This window comes from Anaerobacillus sp. ABA4_114 (assembly GCF_056159065.1).
In genome coordinates this window covers 3673745-3690820 of the sequence record NZ_JBSWUM010000001.1, presented here as the reverse complement: position 1 = coordinate 3690820, position 17076 = coordinate 3673745, and the positions used below count along the sequence as shown (strand labels likewise).

The following is a 17076-nucleotide window of genomic DNA, read 5'->3' as shown; positions in this document are numbered from 1 at the left end:
TCTCATTTCCGTCTCTTAGACGGTGGCTCTCTCCAGAAGTGCACTCGTTGCCTCCTGCGAAAGAACTAGTTTAATAGTAACAAACGATTTGTCTCTTGAAAAGTATTAAATATTATGCTTTTGATGGAACGTGTTCATGAAGTCGCATAGTGCTTTGACAGATTCGAGTGGAACTGCATTATAGATGGAAGCGCGACACCCTCCGATCGAACGGTGCCCCTTCAGTCCTACAAAACCTTCGTCTTCTGCTTCTTTAAGGAATAATTCTTCTAGTTCTTTCTCACGTAATGTAAAGGTGACGTTCATGCTAGAGCGGCTTTGTTTATCTGCGATGCCATTATAAAATCCGTTGCTCTCATCGATCGTTTTATAGAGAAGACTTGCTTTTTCTTTATTCCATTTTTCGATCGCTTCAATGCCTCCATATTTCTTTGTCCATTTTAAAACGAGTGATAGCATGTAAATGGAAAATGACGGAGGTGTGTTGTAGAGTGAACTCTTTTCAACATGAGTTCTGTAATCTAGCATTGTAGGTAAGTTCTTAGGTGCGTTTTTTAGTAGATCCTTCTTCAAAATAACTACCGTAACGCCAGCGGGTCCAAGGTTCTTTTGTGCGCCAGCATAGATCAATCCAAATTGTTCGATCGGAATAGCACGGCTCAAGATGTCACTAGACATATCTGCAATAAATGTCTTGTTTGGTTCGTTAGGGAATTCTTTCCACTGAGTACCATGTATCGTATTGTTGGATGTTAGGTGTACGTATGCATCATTATCGCTGTAGGTTAATTCGTCAGGAGTGGGGATACGGCTGAAATTTGTTTGTTCTCCATTTGCTCCTATGAACGTATCACCTACTTTTTGTGCTTCTTTCAAGGCTTTTTGTGACCAGCTTCCTGTAAGAAAATAATTTCCCTGTTGTCCTTCTTGTAGAAAGTTCATAGGGACCATTGAGAACTGCAAGCTAGCTCCACCTTGTAGGAAGAGAACTTCATAATCGTCTGGAATATTGAGAAGCTCACGCAATAGGTTAACTGCTCCTTCATGTATCGCTTTGTATTCCTTGCTACGATGACTGAATTCCATGACTGACATACCAAATTGTTGATAGCTGATCAGTTCAGATTGCGCTTGGTCTAGTACTTCAAGAGGTAATGCAGAAGGACCGGCATTAAAATTAAAACGTCTATTCAACAGAAGACACTCCTTTAATGTAGTAATGCGATAACCTATTTTGTTTGTAATTATCCTATCATTATCGAAACCTTATCGCTATATTTTTTCTGAATCTTATAAAAGATTTCGCTTTAACTTTTTGATAACTTGCATTGTTTTGCTATCCTAATAGGAACGAATGAAAAAGGAGTGAACCATAACATGTACCGAGAAAATAAACCAATTCATATCGGACCATACGACCATCCAGATATTTATCCAGGACCCAGGCCATCTTCTTCGTTCGTTTATCATAACGGAAAAGCTCATAGAATTGATGAACAGCAAAATGTCCCAATCGAAGAACAAGTTGTTCAATACTCTATGGGGGAAGAAGTAACGGGAACACTATCTTTTTCCTCACCAACAAAGTTGACAGTTAATGAATTGCTGAAGAGTGAAGGGCTTACTTCCATTGAAGATCGGATTCCTTTACTGGCATATGGTTCTAACGTTTGTTTGGCGCAATTAAAATATAAATTCAGCCTTAATCCAGATTTAAACGACTTTATCTTGTTTTTCCGTGCAAACATCGTAGATACCGATGTCGTTGCAGGATCGTTTCTAGCACCATATGGAGCACTTCCGGCAGTAATCGCCCCGGTTACAGGTGCTAAAACAGAGGTTTGGGTTACCTTTGTTGAGCGTGAACAACTCGAGCTATTGAACCGTACAGAAGGCAGCTATGTTCTTAGGGAGCACCAAGGCGAAAAGCTTATGCTAACGACAGGTGAGCGATTTGAACGGGTATATGCTTACTATTATCCTCATGCATTGTTAAGAGAGGGTTCAATGGTACGGTTTATGGATATCCCGGGGCAATCGCCTTTGCCATCCATGTGGCAGGCTGACTTGTTGAATGAACTGAAAGGACTGATGGGATATGAGGGGCATAGGGAGGAGTTCATACATGAACTTCGTTGGAACTCGATCCTTCAGTCAAAAGTATCTACACTCCTGGCTGGCATGGAGGAGAAGTTCGACCATTCAGATTGGGTAGAGCCAACAGGGTTTCACACGCTGAAGGAAATGAAAAGGTCATGTAAATAAAAAAGGAGGCGTTTGCCTCCTTTTTTGTATTACTTAAATTGTGAGCGAATTCCTTCTGCAAGCTTCTGTAGCTTCTCGGCATCGTATTCACTTTCGTGTGTTTTCCAGACAGCGCCGAATCCATCGCCTTTCCCATAGCGTGGAATAAGGTGAAGGTGATAGTGAAACACAGATTGTCCAGCAATCGCTTCATTGTTATTTAAGATATTCATACCTTCAGGTGCAAAATTTGCTTTTAATGCATTTGCAATTTCAGGAACAGCTTCAAAGAGCTTTGATGCTGTATCAGAATCTAACTCATAAATGTTTTGCTTATGTTTCTTTGGAATGACTAGTGTGTGCCCCTCGGTTACCTGGGTGAGGTCTAGAAAAGCTAAAACATCTTCTGATTCATAAACTTTAGCTGATGGAATATCGCCATTAATGATTTTACAAAAAATACAGTCAGGAGAATGACTCATTACGATCTTCCTTTCATCATTTTTGTTTATCGTACCATATTTTTCATGTTTATTGAAAAATCAAATAAGGCTCTGCCGGGGGTGCAGAGCCATGAGCGTAACTAGTTTCAGGGAAGACGTCACACTCCATACTAGGTTGCTCGGAAATAGAACAAACTATTCAACTGTTTTTCGAATATTCTTATGAAAATCTGGATTCCTTCGTTTAATCAAGATATGATGTGTACAGATTTATAAAATGGAGGAGAGACAAATGAAGTTTCGTTTTCTAGCAATAGTAGGAATCCTTATCGTATCTGTTATGACGGGGTGCAATAATAATGAAAATCATCACCAAGAACATTTAAGTAATGGAGATATACGTGAAACAACAGCATCTAACGAACTCCCTACATTCCTTGAAGATAAACACGATACGGTACAGGCAATCTATTCAAAAGTAGAGTCGGAGGAAGATTTATTACAACACATACCATGTTATTGCGGTTGTGGAGACACGGCAGGTCACATGAATAATTACGACTGCTTTGTACATGACAAAACAGCAGAACGTACTACTTGGGATGACCATGGTACGAAGTGCGGCGTTTGTCTTGACATCGCTGTGAAAGCTATTGAGATGAAAGAAAATGGAAAGTCGGTTACAGACATTCGAGCGTTCATCGATGAGACGTATAAGGTTGGTTATGGCAAACCCACTCCGATGCCGCTACCAGAAGCGTAGTCGTTTCACTGGGGTAATCAAAGTTTGTTAAAATGGAGTCAAATACAGAAATGAGAGGGTCATTATGTCGAATTCGATCTTAGAAGTGAACAATTTAACTGGTGGATACCAGGCAAATAAACCTGTTTTGCATGATCTTTCGTTAAATGTGAATGCGAATGAAATCGTAGGATTGATCGGTTTGAACGGAGCAGGGAAAAGTACCACTATTAAGCATGTTCTTGGTCTGCTTGATCCTATGAAAGGAAACATTCGTGTTGCAGGTAGTACGTTCAGTGAAAACAAAGATAAGTACCGAAAACAATTTTCCTACATACCTGAAACACCATTATTGTACGATGAATTGACGCTATGGGAGCATTTACAATTGACGGCTCTTGCGTACGATTTGGAAGAGGGTTGGGAACAAAGGGCAGATGGTCTTTTGAAAGAGTTTCGAATGACGAACATGAAAAGCTGGTTTCCGGGTCACTTTTCAAAAGGGATGAGGCAGAAGGTTATGATCATGTGTGCTTTCCTTGTTCAACCTTCTCTCTATATTGTCGATGAACCGTTTGTCGGACTCGATCCGATCGGCATCCAGTCTTTCTTGGATATGATGGTCCAAGTGAAAGAGAAGGGTGCAGGTGTTTTAATGTCTACTCATATTCTTTCTACGGCTGAACGATACTGTGATCGCTTCATCATTCTCCATGATGGTGTCATTGTTATGTCAGGAACAATGGCGGAGCTTCAGAAACAAATCGGGCGTACGGACGCTACATTGGATGACATCTATATCGAAGCGACCAGGAGCGGGAAATGATGCAGTTCGAGACCCTGTGGAAGGAAAGAGCGGGTGCCTTTTGGAAGATTGCGCTTCGTTACTTCCGGTTAATCGGTAATAGCAGCTTTCTATTTACGCTCGTCCTGACCCTTATCTTTGGCGCATATTATTATAGTGAATTACTCAAGGTACTGCCCGAAGCGTTTCCAGGCATTGCTGTTATCACGATCATCGCTTCTTTTGTAATCGTAAGGTCCCCTCTAAGGTTCTTTCTATCAGAAGCTGATCTTGTATTCTTATTACCTGCAGAAAGAAAGCTAAAAGACTATTTTAACCGATCACTACTCTATAGCTTTATGCTTCAGGCGTTCATCACGATTGTTACGATGGTGATCCTTGCCCCGTTGTATCAGCATGAAATGGCAGCGGGGACCGCATATTACGTTTTCGTGATCGCGATCATGTTATTACTGAAAGCACTAAACATCTTCATGAAATGGATGGAATTACATTTACCTGCACATCGATCTGTCGCTGGATTCGTAGGGTTACGCACAGTGGCTACGTTACTGTTTACGTACTTCGTTCTCGTTCAAGCATCTTTGATCGTTGTTGCTCTGAATGCTATAGCGCTCGTTAGTCTCTTATGGTTTGTGTTTTATCCCCTTAATCGAAAGTATTCGGTTAAATGGGAGAAACTTCTTGCTTTAGATGAGAAGCAAAGTATGAAATTTTATCGTACAGCAAATCTATTTACAGACGTTCCGAAACTAAAACAGTCTGTTAAAGGAAGAAGAATGATCAGTTCGATCGCTGAAAAACTCCTTCCGAATGATACGGTTTACGAAAAGCTTTATCAAAAAGCGTTTGTACGAAGCAATGAATACCTTGGAATCTATCTGCGCCTGGCGATCATAGGTCTGTTGGTCGTGGTCTTCGTTCCAGGGACGATAGGTAAGGTAATTGGGGCAGGGCTATTTATCTATTTGACGGCTACACAGCTGCGCACATTATATCCTCACTATTCAGCACACGTGATGATAAAGCTTTATCCCCTTCCGGAGGACCAAAAAGATCGTGCATTCAACAAAATGTTAAGACGCTTACTAGGAATTCAAGCTGCCTTGTTTGCGTTGATCACACTTATTTTAGAACGAGACGTAATCACGTTTCTTGTAATATGTTTGGTTGGAATTCTAACCGTCCTATTCGCTACTACGAAGAAACAAAAAGCACCACCAATCTGATCCGTAAAGGAAGATTGCAATGAACAGCTATGAAGAAGAATTGAGAGATGAACTTTTTATTTGGGAAAAAAAGATGACGCGTAAAGCTCCGTTATACTCTAGAGCTACTAAAAAACTTCAAAACAAAGTGAACGATGCGATACCTGAGCGTGTCCACACTGTTGTCACGAATAGTATTCGAACGATGGTGGAAGGCGTTCTTGCTGGCAATACGTACGCAGTGAAAGAGCCATTACAGAATCTTTCACTAAAAGAGAGGGACAGATTGGCGAAGGAAGCAACGGCTACTTTCAAACGAGTTGCCGCTGTTGAAGGAGCAGGAACTGGAGCAGGAGGCATACTGTTAGGTCTAGCGGATTTTCCATTACTATTGTCTATCAAGATGAAGTTTTTGTTTGACCTTGCTAGTATTTATGGATACGATGCAAGGCGATTTGAGGAGAGAGTGTTCATCCTTACCATCTTTCAACTTGCTTTTTCTTCAGATAAAACCCGTAAAGAAATTTTCAAACGACTAAGGAGTTGGGAAGAGACGAGCCATCTTTATAAAGAGAAGGATTTCTTTAACGAGGAGCACAACTGGAAGTCGTTTCAGCTTGAATACAGGGATTATATTGATCTACCGAAGCTACTTCAAATGATTCCAGGTTTTGGTGCGATCGTTGGAGCGTTCGTTAATTTCCACTTTATCGATTGGCTAGGTGAAACTGCTATGAATGCCTATCGCTACAGAATGCTCGCTTCCTCATAAATTGCAAAAGAGCCGGCCAAAATGGCCGGCTCTTTTCACATTATTCAAAGCGAGCGTCGCTAAGGATGCGATCCATCTCTTCCATGTGATGCGTTTCGTCAGAGATCATATCGTCCAGCTTTACAACAAGCTCCGTGTACCCTAGCTCTTCAGCTTGGACTTTTCGCTTTTCATAGCGGTCGATCGTATCTTTTTCAGCTCTTCTTGCTTCTAAGAGCATTTCCTTAACATCACTTAGTTGTTTAACTTCCGCTGGTTTCGTTGTAGGTGTACCACCGAGCACCTTGATTTTTTCTGCAAGATACAGTGCGTGGCCCTGCTCATCAGCTATTTCACCTTCAAAGAAAGGTTTCAACGTTTGACGGTACAAGCCGGATACAACTGCCGCATTGTACGTATACATGATACTGGCAGCATATTCGTTCGCTAGGTCTTCATTTAACCCTTCGATTAGCTCCTGTTTCTTGTCTTCCATTCAAAACACCCTTTCTATACAAAATTCGTTCCACCTTATTTTTACCCATTCATGAATTTAATAAAACATGGAAAGAATAATTGGTGCTACATACTCTCATGTTTGCATCGGTGTTGAAGGGGTAATAGTCCAACTAGATGGTTAAACAGAAGGAGGACTTACCTTGAGTAAAATAGCGGTACTTATGACAAACATGTTTGAAGATGTGGAGTATACAAAACCGGCTGAGCAATTCAGCAATGCTGGTCATGAACTTACTGTCATCAGTCATAAAGCAGGTGAATCGTTAACTGGGAAGCAACAAGACGCTACGGTTACATCAGACAAAGGAATCGACGATGTAAATGCAGAGGATTTTGATGTGTTGTTCATTCCAGGAGGATTCTCTCCCGATGAACTACGAGCCGACGATCGCTTTGTAAACTTTACAAAAAAGATGATGTATCTGAATAAGAAAACACTTGTGATTTGCCATGGTCCACAACTGCTAATTACTGCAGAAGCGCTACATGGTCGTAACATTACAGGGTTCAAGTCGATCCAAACAGATTTAAAGTATGCTGGAGCGAATGTTTTCGATGAAGAAGTTGTCGTTTGTGGTGGAACATTAGTCAGCAGTAGAAACCCAGATGATATCCCTGCATTTATTGAAAAGTCACTGTCTATAATGGACAGCTAAGGAGTGTATAGGTATGAGTGAGAAAAATCACCTTGTAAACAAAAACAGTGAATTAGATCTAAAAAAAGTGGACGACACGATGGATCGTATTAGTGAGGATCGAATCGATGATATTTTAAGTAATTTTGAACATTTCAAAGGGTACCTTGCTGATAAAGTAGAAGTGGGTGAAAAGCTTGGGCTGAGTGAAGAAAGGTTAGCTCAAGCTGCAGAGAAAGTGGCTGATTACTTAGCTCACAAAGAAGAGCCTAAGAACAGAGAAGAAAAGCTTCTTCAAGAACTATGGCTCGTAGGTGAAAAAGAGCACCGTCATGCTTTAGCTCATCTTCTTGTAAGAATGGTATTAAACGAAGATAACAAAAGCCGCTGAGTTTTCAGCGGCTTTTCTTTATGCGAAGATTCGACAGGTGCCTGTCACCTATACTTCTCCTGCGAGGACGGTCAAGTGTTCCGGAAGTAGTTCTAATGTGGAAGGGGTCGTGTAGTTGCGCTCTCCGTCACAATCAATTTTCTGTTCTGGATCTGCGGAAATACGCAATTCTCTCGTTTGGTAATGGATGATATCTTCATGCAAAGCAGGTTCCTTTGTGAACTTAGATTGAAAGAATGACCAAAATGTAGGAAGAGACGATTCTTTAATGATCAACACGTCGAATTTACCATCCGTAAGATTGTTCTCAGGGAAGAAAGCCGGTATGCCTCCTGTAAATGGTCCGTTTCCTACAAGCATCATCACTGCTTCGCCCTCAAATTGGTGCTCTTCTGCCTCCACTTTAAGATGGAATGGAGAAGGGTTCTTGATCGTCTGAGCAGAGCTGATATAATACGACAGCCTTCCGAACAGTTCTTTTGTATTCGGATCGATATTTTCAGAAGCCTGTGTGATCATCCCGATGCCCCAAAAGTTTAGGAAGTACTCTTTATCTGAACGTCCGACGTCGATGGTTTTCGTGTTGTTCTGGATAATTTGTTCAACGGCCAGAATCGGATTCTGATTGATTCCTATCGCTCTTGAGAAATCATTACACGTTCCACCGGGGATGATTCCAAAGGTTGGGCGGGTCTGCTTGCTGCAGAGTGCATTTGCTAATTCATAGATCGTTCCATCTCCACCGGCTCCGATAATGATATCCACTTCTTCATTAATCTCGTCGACAATCTCAGCTCCATGTCCTGGATATTCTGTTTCATAAAACGTAAATTGCTGATAGTGGTCATCGAGCCTCGTTTTAATCGTATCGATTTGCTTTATCATTTTTTGATTACCAGCATTAGGATTTAGAATCAGGGCTGCATGCGCCAAAGTGGAAGCTCTCCTTTCATATGGTTTTTGGATTAGTATTCCCTAAATAACTTAAGCTTCTTCTCGAGGAAAATGCTCTTCATTGATTTCTTGTTTATAAGCATAAGTGAACGTAAGTGCTACTAATACTCCTCCGCCTATAAGGTTACCTATACTAGCAGGGACCAGGTTGAAGAATAGAAACTCCACCCACGTATATTCTGCCTTATTAAAAATAGCCGTACCGAAATAACCCATGTTGGCTACACTATGTTGGAAATTCCCTGCGACGAATATGATGACTGGAAGCGCCGTAGCGAGTACTTTTCCTGTTAAGTCTCTGGCTGCAGTTGCAAGGAATGCTGCCATCCCGATCAGCCAGTTTGCGATGACCCCAGATAGCAGAATCTGAAACCATCCTTTCGTTCCTTCAGATAAGAACTTCATCTTATGTTCGATATAAACGTTTAACTCTGTATAGAATTCAGGTGATAGTGAACCTGATAGTACCACTAAACCTCCAACTAAAAGTGCTCCAATTAAATTACCAATATAGCAAACTACCCAAAACTTCATGAGCTGTTTTGGAATCCAGAACTTTCTTTGCAGTATATAGCTTGGTAACAAGACGTTTACTTCTGTGAACAAAATCGCTCCTGAGATGAACACGATAGCATAGCCTGTTACAAAACCTGCTCCTGCAAGAAGATTATGTATGCCTTTCGTTTCCACCCCTAAAGCGATGAGGACAGATAAGATCGAACCAAAGGTAACGAAAGCTCCTGCTAATATCGATAAGATAAACTGCCTGTTGAGTGGTCTTGCACTATGAGACTCGCCCTTAACGATAAAGGTTTCAACGATTTGAGCAGGAAAATAAAATTGTCTTTCAGGATATGCTGCTTTTCCTTCCTGCCGTTTCGATTTATCTTCATTTGCCATAACAAGTCTCCTAACGTAATCGATTACTGCAAACGTAAATGCAGTTCATTGAAAAAAACTTTTTTTGGCTAGTATTCACTAAGACCGCTTGTGGGGTCATGAAGAATAGTAAGGGTAGGGAAAAAAGCGAGATGGTATCCACCTCGCCCTTTATTTAAAATTTCCAGTATCCTGTTTTCCCGTAATGAGTATAGAGATCTTCTTCAAATCGTCGGGTAAGGCGCTCGTTCAATAGATACTCTGGGGCATTTTCTATTTTGTCTTTCGTTACATTTACGACTACACTACGGTCATTCCAATGGATTTCTTCAATCCATTCGGTAGATAACAATACTTTCTTTCCACCTAAAAAGTTTTTCGTATCTACAACAAAATATCTAAGCTTCCATGTTTCATCGTCAAAGATAAAATCATCAACATGGCCGATTTCGCCATCGATTGCTTGTATATGATAATTCGAAACTTCTTTCGTACTGCGAAGATGGTTATCTTCATCGCTAGTTTCCTTATAAGAGACTTCAAGTTCTTGAACGTCCATGTGAGGGTTAGGGTGCATTCCGCTCCCCCATGCGCCTGTGCCTACCCAATAGTAAGGCCAGCCGTAATGCTTGTTCATAGACATTTCATGCTTTCTAGATATCGGTTGATCCGTATCGATCGAGGGGCTGTTTTTCAGCTCCTCCGTTGAAAGTGAAACGGAAACTGTTTCTTCATCATGAGTAAGCTTTTCGATTGAGTATGGTGATATTAACACCTTTTTTCCAGGCAGCCATTTATGCGTGTCGACAACTAGGTACCTTACTGTCCAATGCTCGTCATCAAAATAGAGTTCTTTCAGCGCACCTTTTTCTCCGTCGCTTGTATCGATATTGTATTTATAAACTTCATTTTCACTTACAAGCATGTGCTAACACTCCTGTATAATTATTTCTGCTGTAATGAAAATACCCTTGAGTCGTTCTAGTTAAACGCTTGGGGAATCGACATGGTACGTTTTAACATAGGGTTTGCCTCTGAAGACTGTTTTCGGTAATCCTTTATCTGTATTACGGTGTTTATGAGCGGTGTTGTAAGCTTCGGAGGATTGCCAGTTTTTGAAGTCGTCCTCACTACGCCAGAAGGTGGCGACGATGTAGGGGTCATTAGGATCAACGGGGCGTAAAATTCTGATGCCTTCACAGCCGGGTTCGTTTTCAACTTTTCCTGCCCTGTTTTTAAATCGATCTTCAAAGGTTGGGCGTTCGCTTTCTTCCACTGGTATATGGTTTAAGACGACAAATCTAGGTTCAGTAACATTCCCTTTTTGGTCGAGTATGTCATACTCTTTCCCACTGTTAAAAACGGGTTGTGATGCGGTTTGGTGATAGAGTGCTGCACCGTCATCATCAACTAATAAAAACATCTCTTCGTTATTCTCTTCTTTTATTTTTAATAAGTAATCGTATGTACCGTATGTAACATAAACCTTCATGCTATACACCCTTTCTACAATAAGATAGGAAACGCCTGATACTTTACCCATTTTTGGCGAAAACTAAACAGAACTGTCAAATTATGATGTACAAAAAACATAGTCGGTGATGTAAGCTTAATTTTATTCGACTTGTAAGGAGGGTGCCGTACATAATGAAAAAGCTAGGGATAGGCTTAATTGCGACGATTGCTGTTTTTCTAGTAGGATTGCTAGGGTATCTAGGCATTCTACTTGCAGGTAATTATGCGATCGATGAGAAAAAGCTTGTGATGAATTCAGCGACTAAGCTTGTAACACCTAAAGACGAGCTTATTACAAAGCTATATATTGAAAATAGAGATCCTGTATCGATCGAAGATATACCAAAGCACGTACAAGAAGCTTTTATTGCGACGGAAGATAGTCGCTTTTATGATCATCATGGACTTGATATAAAAGCGATCGGTCGTGCATTATATCGAGATATCTTGGCAGGTGAGAAAGTTGAAGGCGGTAGTACGATCACGCAACAGCTTGCAAAAAACGTCTTCTTAACAAACGATAAGTCTTGGTTAAGGAAAACAAAAGAAGCCGTGATTGCGATCAATCTTGAACGCAACTACAGCAAAGAGAAAATCTTAGAGATGTATTTGAATCAGATTTATTTTGGACACGGTGCATATGGAATACAGTCCGCTTCTAAACTCTATTTCAATAAGAAGACGACTGAACTCAGCATAGAGGAAGGCGCGCTATTGGCAGGGCTTCCTAAGGCGCCTTCTAACTATTCCCCGATCGATCGTCCGGAGAAGAGTAAAGAAAGAAGAGACTTGATTCTATCCCTTATGGAGAAGCAAGACTATTTAACCGCTGAAAAAGCTGTTCGCTTACAAGGGAAAACGGTGGCGTTAGACATCGCAGAGGTCACGAAAGATCCCTCGTTTTTAACTTATGTAGATATGACACTAGATGAGGCGAAAACGAAATATAACCTTTCTAATGAAGAAGTATTAAGGGGCGGATATAAAATCGTCGTCCCAATGGACGTCACGCTACAGAAATCCGCATATACAGAGTTCCAGAATAAAGCGCTATTCCCAGGAAGCGATCCTAACACGCCTCCAGAAGGTGCTTTAACGATGATGGATGTTAAAAGCGGTGGTGTACTTGCTGTTCAAGGGGGCAGGAACTACGTTCAAAAAGGGTTGAACCATGTGAATGCACGAAGACAGCCAGGCTCATCGTTTAAACCGATCGCTGTCTATGGGCCGGCTCTCGATAAAAAAGAGTACGAGCCCTACACGCTTTTACAAGATAAGAAAGAAGAGTATAACGGCTATTCACCATCTAATTACAATGGCCAATACTCAGGTGAGATGCCACTGTATGACGCAGTTAGAGTTTCTGCGAATGCGCCAGCAGTCTGGCTTTTAAACGAGATCGGGATTTCTTACGCTAAATCTTATTTAGAAAAAAGCGGCATTTCGATTGAAGATCAAGATTTGAAGATTGCCCTTGGCGGCATCGACAAGGGAGTCACTCCATTTGAAATGATGGAAGCATATCGACCTTTTGCTTATGAAGGGGAAAGAATAGAACCCTATTTTATTGAGAATCTCTACGATCACGATGGTGAACTTGTAGGTGAAGCAAAGCCTGAGAAAGAATCCGTTTATAAAAAACAAACGGCTTGGTACATGACGCGTATTCTTGAAGGAGTTGTGAAGAACGGTACTGCCCAAAGTGGTAAGGTGAACACAGCTCTAGCAGGAAAAACGGGAACAACTTCATTTGAAGGAGTGAAAGGCGGCGTTAGAGATGCTTGGTTTGTTGGTTACACACCAGAGATTGTAGGCTCCGTCTGGATGGGGTATGACAGAACAACAAAGGACCAATACCTCAAAGGCGGCAGCGAATATCCTGTACAGTTGTTCAAAAAAGTTGTGAACGCAAGTGAAGCTAAAACGAAGGCCTTTAAAAAACCTGAAGATGTAAAAGATATGGAGAAGCCTGTCAACCTTCCTGAAATCGATGACTTAAAAGCTGATATCGATTTCTTATATGGTCTACCAGCAGTAACATTAAAATGGACGGCTTCTTCAGATGATCGAGTGGAGTATGCCATCTATGAAGTAAAAGACGGTAACAGAAAGAAGATTGATTCAGTGACAGGAAAAGGCGAATACACGAAACATTCCGTTTCTTTCTTCGGCTCTGTATCATATCAAGTCGTACCTGTTAATCCACTTACAGACCAAGAAGGAACGCCTTCGAATGAAACGTCGATCCGTCTTTTTGATCGATTTATGGACCGTAATGAAGAGGAAGCAGGGTAGTAATCTACAAAAGAGGGTAATAATGTGATAATACCTCTTAATCAAGGTTTTCAGTGTGTTAAGGTAAGAAGTGTAAACGGCATCAAACAAGGACAATTTTATGACAGTTTATTTCAATGACTATACACGTACGACATGCACAGCTATAGTATGTAGGGATGCATAAATGAACGTAAAGCACTAAGAGTGTGGGAAAGGTGGACAACGATGAGTAAAGCGCCATTCAATGATCAATTTCTTCGCGCATGTCGCGGGGAGGAAACAGATTTTACGCCAGTCTGGTATATGAGACAAGCTGGACGATATCAGGCTGAATATAGAAAGATTAGAGAAAAGTACTCTTTTCATGAAATGAACTTAAATCCAGAGGTTGCTGCAGAAGTAACAAGGTTTGCCGTCGAGCAGCTAGGTGTAGATGCGGCGATCCTATTTGCAGATATCATGACTCCACTTCCATCAATCGGAGTCGATGTTGAAATTAAAAAAGGGATTGGTCCTGTAATCGACAACCCGATCCGCACCGTATCAGATATCGATCGACTAGGAGAGTTAGATCCGCTTAAGGATGTTCCGTATGTCATGGAAACGATCAAGATGCTTCGTGAAGAGTTATCTGTACCTTTGATCGGTTTCAGTGGTGCTCCTTTTACCGTTGCTAGTTATATGATAGAAGGCGGCCCTTCTAAAAACTATTACAAAACGAAAGCGCTTATGTACTCAGATCCTGAAGCATGGCACCGTCTTATGGATAAATTAGGAGATATGACGATCGCGTATCTTAAAGCCCAAGTACAAGCTGGCGCTCAGGCGCTTCAATTGTTCGATTCTTGGGTTGGAGCTCTAAACGAAGCTGATTATAGAACGTACATAGCGCCAGTCATGAATCGTATTTTCTCTAGTCTTAGAGAGACCGGTGTTCCTCTTATCATCTTCGGTGTCGGAGCGAGCCATCTTATTCAAGAATGGAACAAGCTCCCTGTCGATGTGATTGGGATCGATTGGAGAATCACGATTAAGAATGCACGAGTGAAAGAGGGAATCACTAAACCTCTTATGGGCAACCTCGAGCCAGCATTGCTTCTTGCGCCTTGGGACGTGATCGAAGAGCGTACAAAAGAAATCTTAGATCAAGGGATGCAGGATCCTGGGTTTATCTTCAACCTCGGTCATGGTGTATTCCCGCAAGTTGAAGTTGAAACGTTGCAGAGATTAACTCGTTTTGTACACGAATATACAAGTAAGAAATAGGCAGGGGAACGGGAGGTAAACTATGCCGAAACGAACAATAGGTCTCCTTGTAATGGCTTATGGTACACCGCGGAACGAAGCGGAAATCGAACCATATTATACTCATATTCGAAGAGGGAAAAGGCCGACAGAGGACATGCTACAAGATCTAGTTGAACGGTATGAGGCAATCGGGGGCATTTCTCCGCTGTATGAGATTACGAAAGAACAATCTGAGAAGCTTGAGGTCAGGATGAATGAGCTTTTTGGAGAAGACATTGTGTTTAAGAGCTATTTAGGCTTGAAGCATATCGAACCCTTTGTAGAAGATGCAGTGAAAAATATGCAGAGAGATGGCATCCAAGAAGCGATCAGCATCGTTCTTGCGCCACATTATTCGAGTTATAGTGTACAAGCTTATAATGATAGAGCGAATAAGGCTGCTGCAAAGCTAGGATTCCCGCATATCCACTGCATCGACGAATGGTACACAGAGCCAAAATTCATTCAATACTGGGTTGAACAACTAAACTCCTGTTTGAGAAAGCTAGATGACAAGGAGAAGAAAAAGACTGTCGTCATCTTTACTGCTAATAGCTTACCTGAGAAAGTATTGCAACACGGAGACCCTTATCCTTCCCAATTAGAAGAAACTGCAAGTCATATTGCTACAAGAGCGGGTATCCAAAATTATGCTGTTGCGTGGCAAAGTGAAGGAAATACACCAGAACCTTGGATCGGTCCTGACGTTCAGGATTTAACTCGGGATCTATTTGAACAAGAAGGGTATACAGGGTTCATTTATTGCCCGGTTGGTTTCGTGGCAGATCATCTCGAAGTACTCTATGACAACGATTATGAATGTAAACAGGTAACAGATGAGCTAGGGGCTACCTATCATAGGCCTGATATGCCGAATGCACGAGACGAATTTATAGAGATATTAGCTTCTGTTGTGACAAAAGAATTAATAAAAAAGAAGATGATAAATCATGAATAATAAAGAAAAACGAATTGTGATAGTTGGCGGGGGTATCACTGGCTTAACTGCCGCGTACTATCTTCAGAAAGAAATGAAAGACTCCGGCGAACCTTTTCAGATTACACTTCTCGAAGGCAGTGAACGCCTCGGAGGGAAGATTCATACCGACACAACCAATGGTTTTGTGATCGAGAGAGGCCCTGATTCATTTCTAGCAAGAAAGAAGAGTGCCGCGACGTTAGCGAAAGAGGTAGGGCTAGAAGATCAGCTTGTACCGAACTCGACCGGTAACGCATTTATTTTAAATAACGATCAGCTCTATCCCATTCCTGGTGGATCTGTAATGGGGATACCAACGGAAGTAGCTCCGTTTGTTTCGACGCGTTTATTCAGCTTGAAAGGAAAACTAAGAGCAGCCCTCGACCTAGCACTCCCAAGACGAGATAGTCATGGCGAGGACCAGTCATTAGGTCTTTTCTTCAGAAGAAGATTGGGTAATGAAGTCGTTGAAAATTTGATCGAGCCATTATTATCAGGAATTTATGCTGGGAATATTGATAAATTGAGTCTGATGTCTACGTTTCCTCAATTCTATGAAGTTGAAAAGAAGCATCGTAGTTTAATATTAGGGATGAAGAAGACAACGCCCGCTTCAAGGAGAAAAACGGGTAAGAAGAAACCAGCATTTTTAACGATTAAATCAGGGCTGCAATCGCTAGTAAAGGCGATTGAAGATCACCTAACTGAAGTAGATATTAGAAAAAATACTAAAGTTGATTCGATTGAAAAAGATGGGGAGTCATATAAGCTTACATCGATGAGCGGTGAACAGATCGAGGCTGATGCTGTGATCGTTACGACTCCACATCAGCAAGTGACAAAGATGTTCAGGGATCACGAGGAAGTTGCTCCATTAGAAGATATGCCTTCAACAACAGTGGCAACAGTAGCTATGGCTTTTCCGGAAGAAGCAGTTAAGAAATCATTAGATGGTACAGGATTTGTCGTATCTAGAAATGCCGATTATACGATTACGGCTTGCACGTGGACACATCGAAAATGGCAGCATGCTGCACCGAAAGGGAAAGTCCTTCTTAGGTGCTATGTAGGTAGAGCGGGTGAGGAAGAAATCGTTGAGAAGAGCGATGAGGAAATTGTCCAAACCGTTCTAAATGATTTGAATCAAATCATGGAAATTGAAGGGCACCCAGAGTTCTACCGCATTACGAGATGGCGTGAGGCTATGCCGCAGTATGAAGTAGGACATAGAAACCGCTTTGAGGAAGTACAAACAGGATTAAGAAGTAAAATGCCTGGCGTCTTTCTCGCAGGTGCTTCCTATGGAGGAGTTGGGCTTCCTGATTGTATCGATCAAGGAGTCGAATCCGTAACATCAGTCGTTTCATACCTCAGTAGTCACAAGTAGATTCACCAATTGGTGAATCTTTTTTGTGCGGCAGTAGTAACTGTATATAGGATAGTCTCT

General features: G+C 41.5%; 18 protein-coding genes. 11 read left to right on the top strand and 7 right to left on the bottom strand.

What is annotated here, in order from left to right; genetic code table 11:
* Positions 1-105: 105 nt before the first annotated feature.
* Positions 106-1194: a 3-phosphoserine/phosphohydroxythreonine transaminase gene (serC, locus tag ACXAEY_RS19010; protein WP_474814231.1), complete on the bottom strand. Its 1089-nt coding sequence runs from the start codon at positions 1192-1194 to the stop codon at positions 106-108.
* A 183-nt stretch (positions 1195-1377) separates the two neighbouring features.
* Here serC and ACXAEY_RS19005 point away from each other — a divergent pair, with 183 nt between their 5' ends.
* Positions 1378-2265, top strand: coding sequence for a hypothetical protein (locus ACXAEY_RS19005; RefSeq protein ID WP_270182444.1), 888 nt, complete (start codon positions 1378-1380; stop codon positions 2263-2265).
* Between the two features lie 29 nt (positions 2266-2294).
* Here ACXAEY_RS19005 and ACXAEY_RS19000 read toward each other — a convergent pair whose 3' ends face one another.
* Complete coding sequence (locus ACXAEY_RS19000; RefSeq protein WP_270182445.1) at positions 2295-2726, bottom strand: HIT family protein; 432 nt, start codon at positions 2724-2726, stop codon at positions 2295-2297.
* A gap of 253 nt (positions 2727-2979) precedes the next feature.
* Between ACXAEY_RS19000 and ACXAEY_RS18995 the strand changes: the two genes are divergently transcribed.
* The 4 genes from ACXAEY_RS18995 (at position 2980) to ACXAEY_RS18980 (ending at position 6214) form a co-directional block, all read left to right on the top strand.
* Entirely contained in the window at positions 2980-3450 is a 471-nt protein-coding gene (locus tag ACXAEY_RS18995) for a PCYCGC motif-containing (lipo)protein (protein ID WP_474814228.1), read from the top strand.
* Positions 3451-3514: 64 nt separating this feature from the next.
* On the top strand, positions 3515-4255 hold the full coding sequence (locus ACXAEY_RS18990) for an ABC transporter ATP-binding protein (protein ID WP_474814226.1): 741 nt from the start codon (positions 3515-3517) through the stop codon (positions 4253-4255).
* Complete coding sequence (locus ACXAEY_RS18985) at positions 4252-5463, top strand: ABC transporter permease (protein ID WP_474814224.1); 1212 nt, start codon at positions 4252-4254, stop codon at positions 5461-5463. The genes ACXAEY_RS18990 and ACXAEY_RS18985 overlap by 4 nt, the downstream gene beginning before the upstream one ends.
* Positions 5464-5482: 19 nt before the next feature.
* Positions 5483-6214: an EcsC family protein gene (locus ACXAEY_RS18980; protein WP_474814222.1), complete on the top strand. Its 732-nt coding sequence runs from the start codon at positions 5483-5485 to the stop codon at positions 6212-6214.
* Between the two features lie 40 nt (positions 6215-6254).
* Here the strand turns inward: ACXAEY_RS18980 and ACXAEY_RS18975 are convergent, their stop codons facing one another.
* Positions 6255-6689 carry a ferritin-like domain-containing protein gene (locus ACXAEY_RS18975; RefSeq protein ID WP_270182450.1) on the bottom strand — a complete coding sequence of 145 codons (435 nt, stop codon included), beginning with the start codon at positions 6687-6689 and terminating at the stop codon, positions 6255-6257.
* 163 nt (positions 6690-6852) lie between these two features.
* On the opposite strand from ACXAEY_RS18975, the gene ACXAEY_RS18970 reads away from it, so the two are divergent.
* Both ACXAEY_RS18970 and ACXAEY_RS18965 read left to right on the top strand, forming a co-directional pair.
* Positions 6853-7368, top strand: a complete 516-nt coding sequence (locus ACXAEY_RS18970) for a type 1 glutamine amidotransferase domain-containing protein (RefSeq protein ID WP_474814221.1) — start codon at positions 6853-6855, stop codon at positions 7366-7368.
* Between the two features lie 13 nt (positions 7369-7381).
* Positions 7382-7738 carry a DUF3243 domain-containing protein gene (locus ACXAEY_RS18965; RefSeq protein ID WP_270182452.1) on the top strand — a complete coding sequence of 119 codons (357 nt, stop codon included), beginning with the start codon at positions 7382-7384 and terminating at the stop codon, positions 7736-7738.
* A gap of 48 nt (positions 7739-7786) precedes the next feature.
* Here ACXAEY_RS18965 and ACXAEY_RS18960 read toward each other — a convergent pair whose 3' ends face one another.
* From ACXAEY_RS18960 to ACXAEY_RS18945, 4 genes are all read right to left on the bottom strand, one after another.
* Positions 7787-8671 carry a diacylglycerol/lipid kinase family protein gene (locus ACXAEY_RS18960; protein WP_474814218.1) on the bottom strand — a complete coding sequence of 295 codons (885 nt, stop codon included), beginning with the start codon at positions 8669-8671 and terminating at the stop codon, positions 7787-7789.
* A gap of 51 nt (positions 8672-8722) precedes the next feature.
* Entirely contained in the window at positions 8723-9592 is an 870-nt protein-coding gene (locus tag ACXAEY_RS18955) for a formate/nitrite transporter family protein (protein WP_474814216.1), read from the bottom strand.
* A gap of 154 nt (positions 9593-9746) precedes the next feature.
* Positions 9747-10496: a PRC-barrel domain-containing protein gene (locus ACXAEY_RS18950; protein ID WP_474814214.1), complete on the bottom strand. Its 750-nt coding sequence runs from the start codon at positions 10494-10496 to the stop codon at positions 9747-9749.
* Positions 10497-10556: 60 nt separating this feature from the next.
* A complete protein-coding gene (locus ACXAEY_RS18945) occupies positions 10557-11063 on the bottom strand; it encodes an antibiotic biosynthesis monooxygenase family protein (protein WP_474814213.1) in 507 nt (168 codons plus the stop codon).
* Positions 11064-11218: 155 nt separating this feature from the next.
* Here ACXAEY_RS18945 and ACXAEY_RS18940 point away from each other — a divergent pair, with 155 nt between their 5' ends.
* The 4 genes from ACXAEY_RS18940 (at position 11219) to hemY (ending at position 17016) form a co-directional block, all read left to right on the top strand.
* The gene (locus tag ACXAEY_RS18940) at positions 11219-13381 is read left to right on the top strand and encodes a transglycosylase domain-containing protein (RefSeq protein ID WP_474814211.1); all 2163 of its coding nucleotides are present in this window, start codon (positions 11219-11221) and stop codon (positions 13379-13381) included.
* A 207-nt stretch (positions 13382-13588) separates the two neighbouring features.
* Positions 13589-14629, top strand: coding sequence for a uroporphyrinogen decarboxylase (gene hemE, locus ACXAEY_RS18935; protein ID WP_270182458.1), 1041 nt, complete (start codon positions 13589-13591; stop codon positions 14627-14629).
* A 22-nt stretch (positions 14630-14651) separates the two neighbouring features.
* On the top strand, positions 14652-15608 hold the full coding sequence (hemH, locus tag ACXAEY_RS18930) for a ferrochelatase (RefSeq protein WP_474814209.1): 957 nt from the start codon (positions 14652-14654) through the stop codon (positions 15606-15608).
* Positions 15601-17016 carry a protoporphyrinogen oxidase gene (gene hemY, locus ACXAEY_RS18925; RefSeq protein ID WP_474814207.1) on the top strand — a complete coding sequence of 472 codons (1416 nt, stop codon included), beginning with the start codon at positions 15601-15603 and terminating at the stop codon, positions 17014-17016. The genes hemH and hemY overlap by 8 nt, the downstream gene beginning before the upstream one ends.
* Positions 17017-17076: the final 60 nt, after the last annotated feature.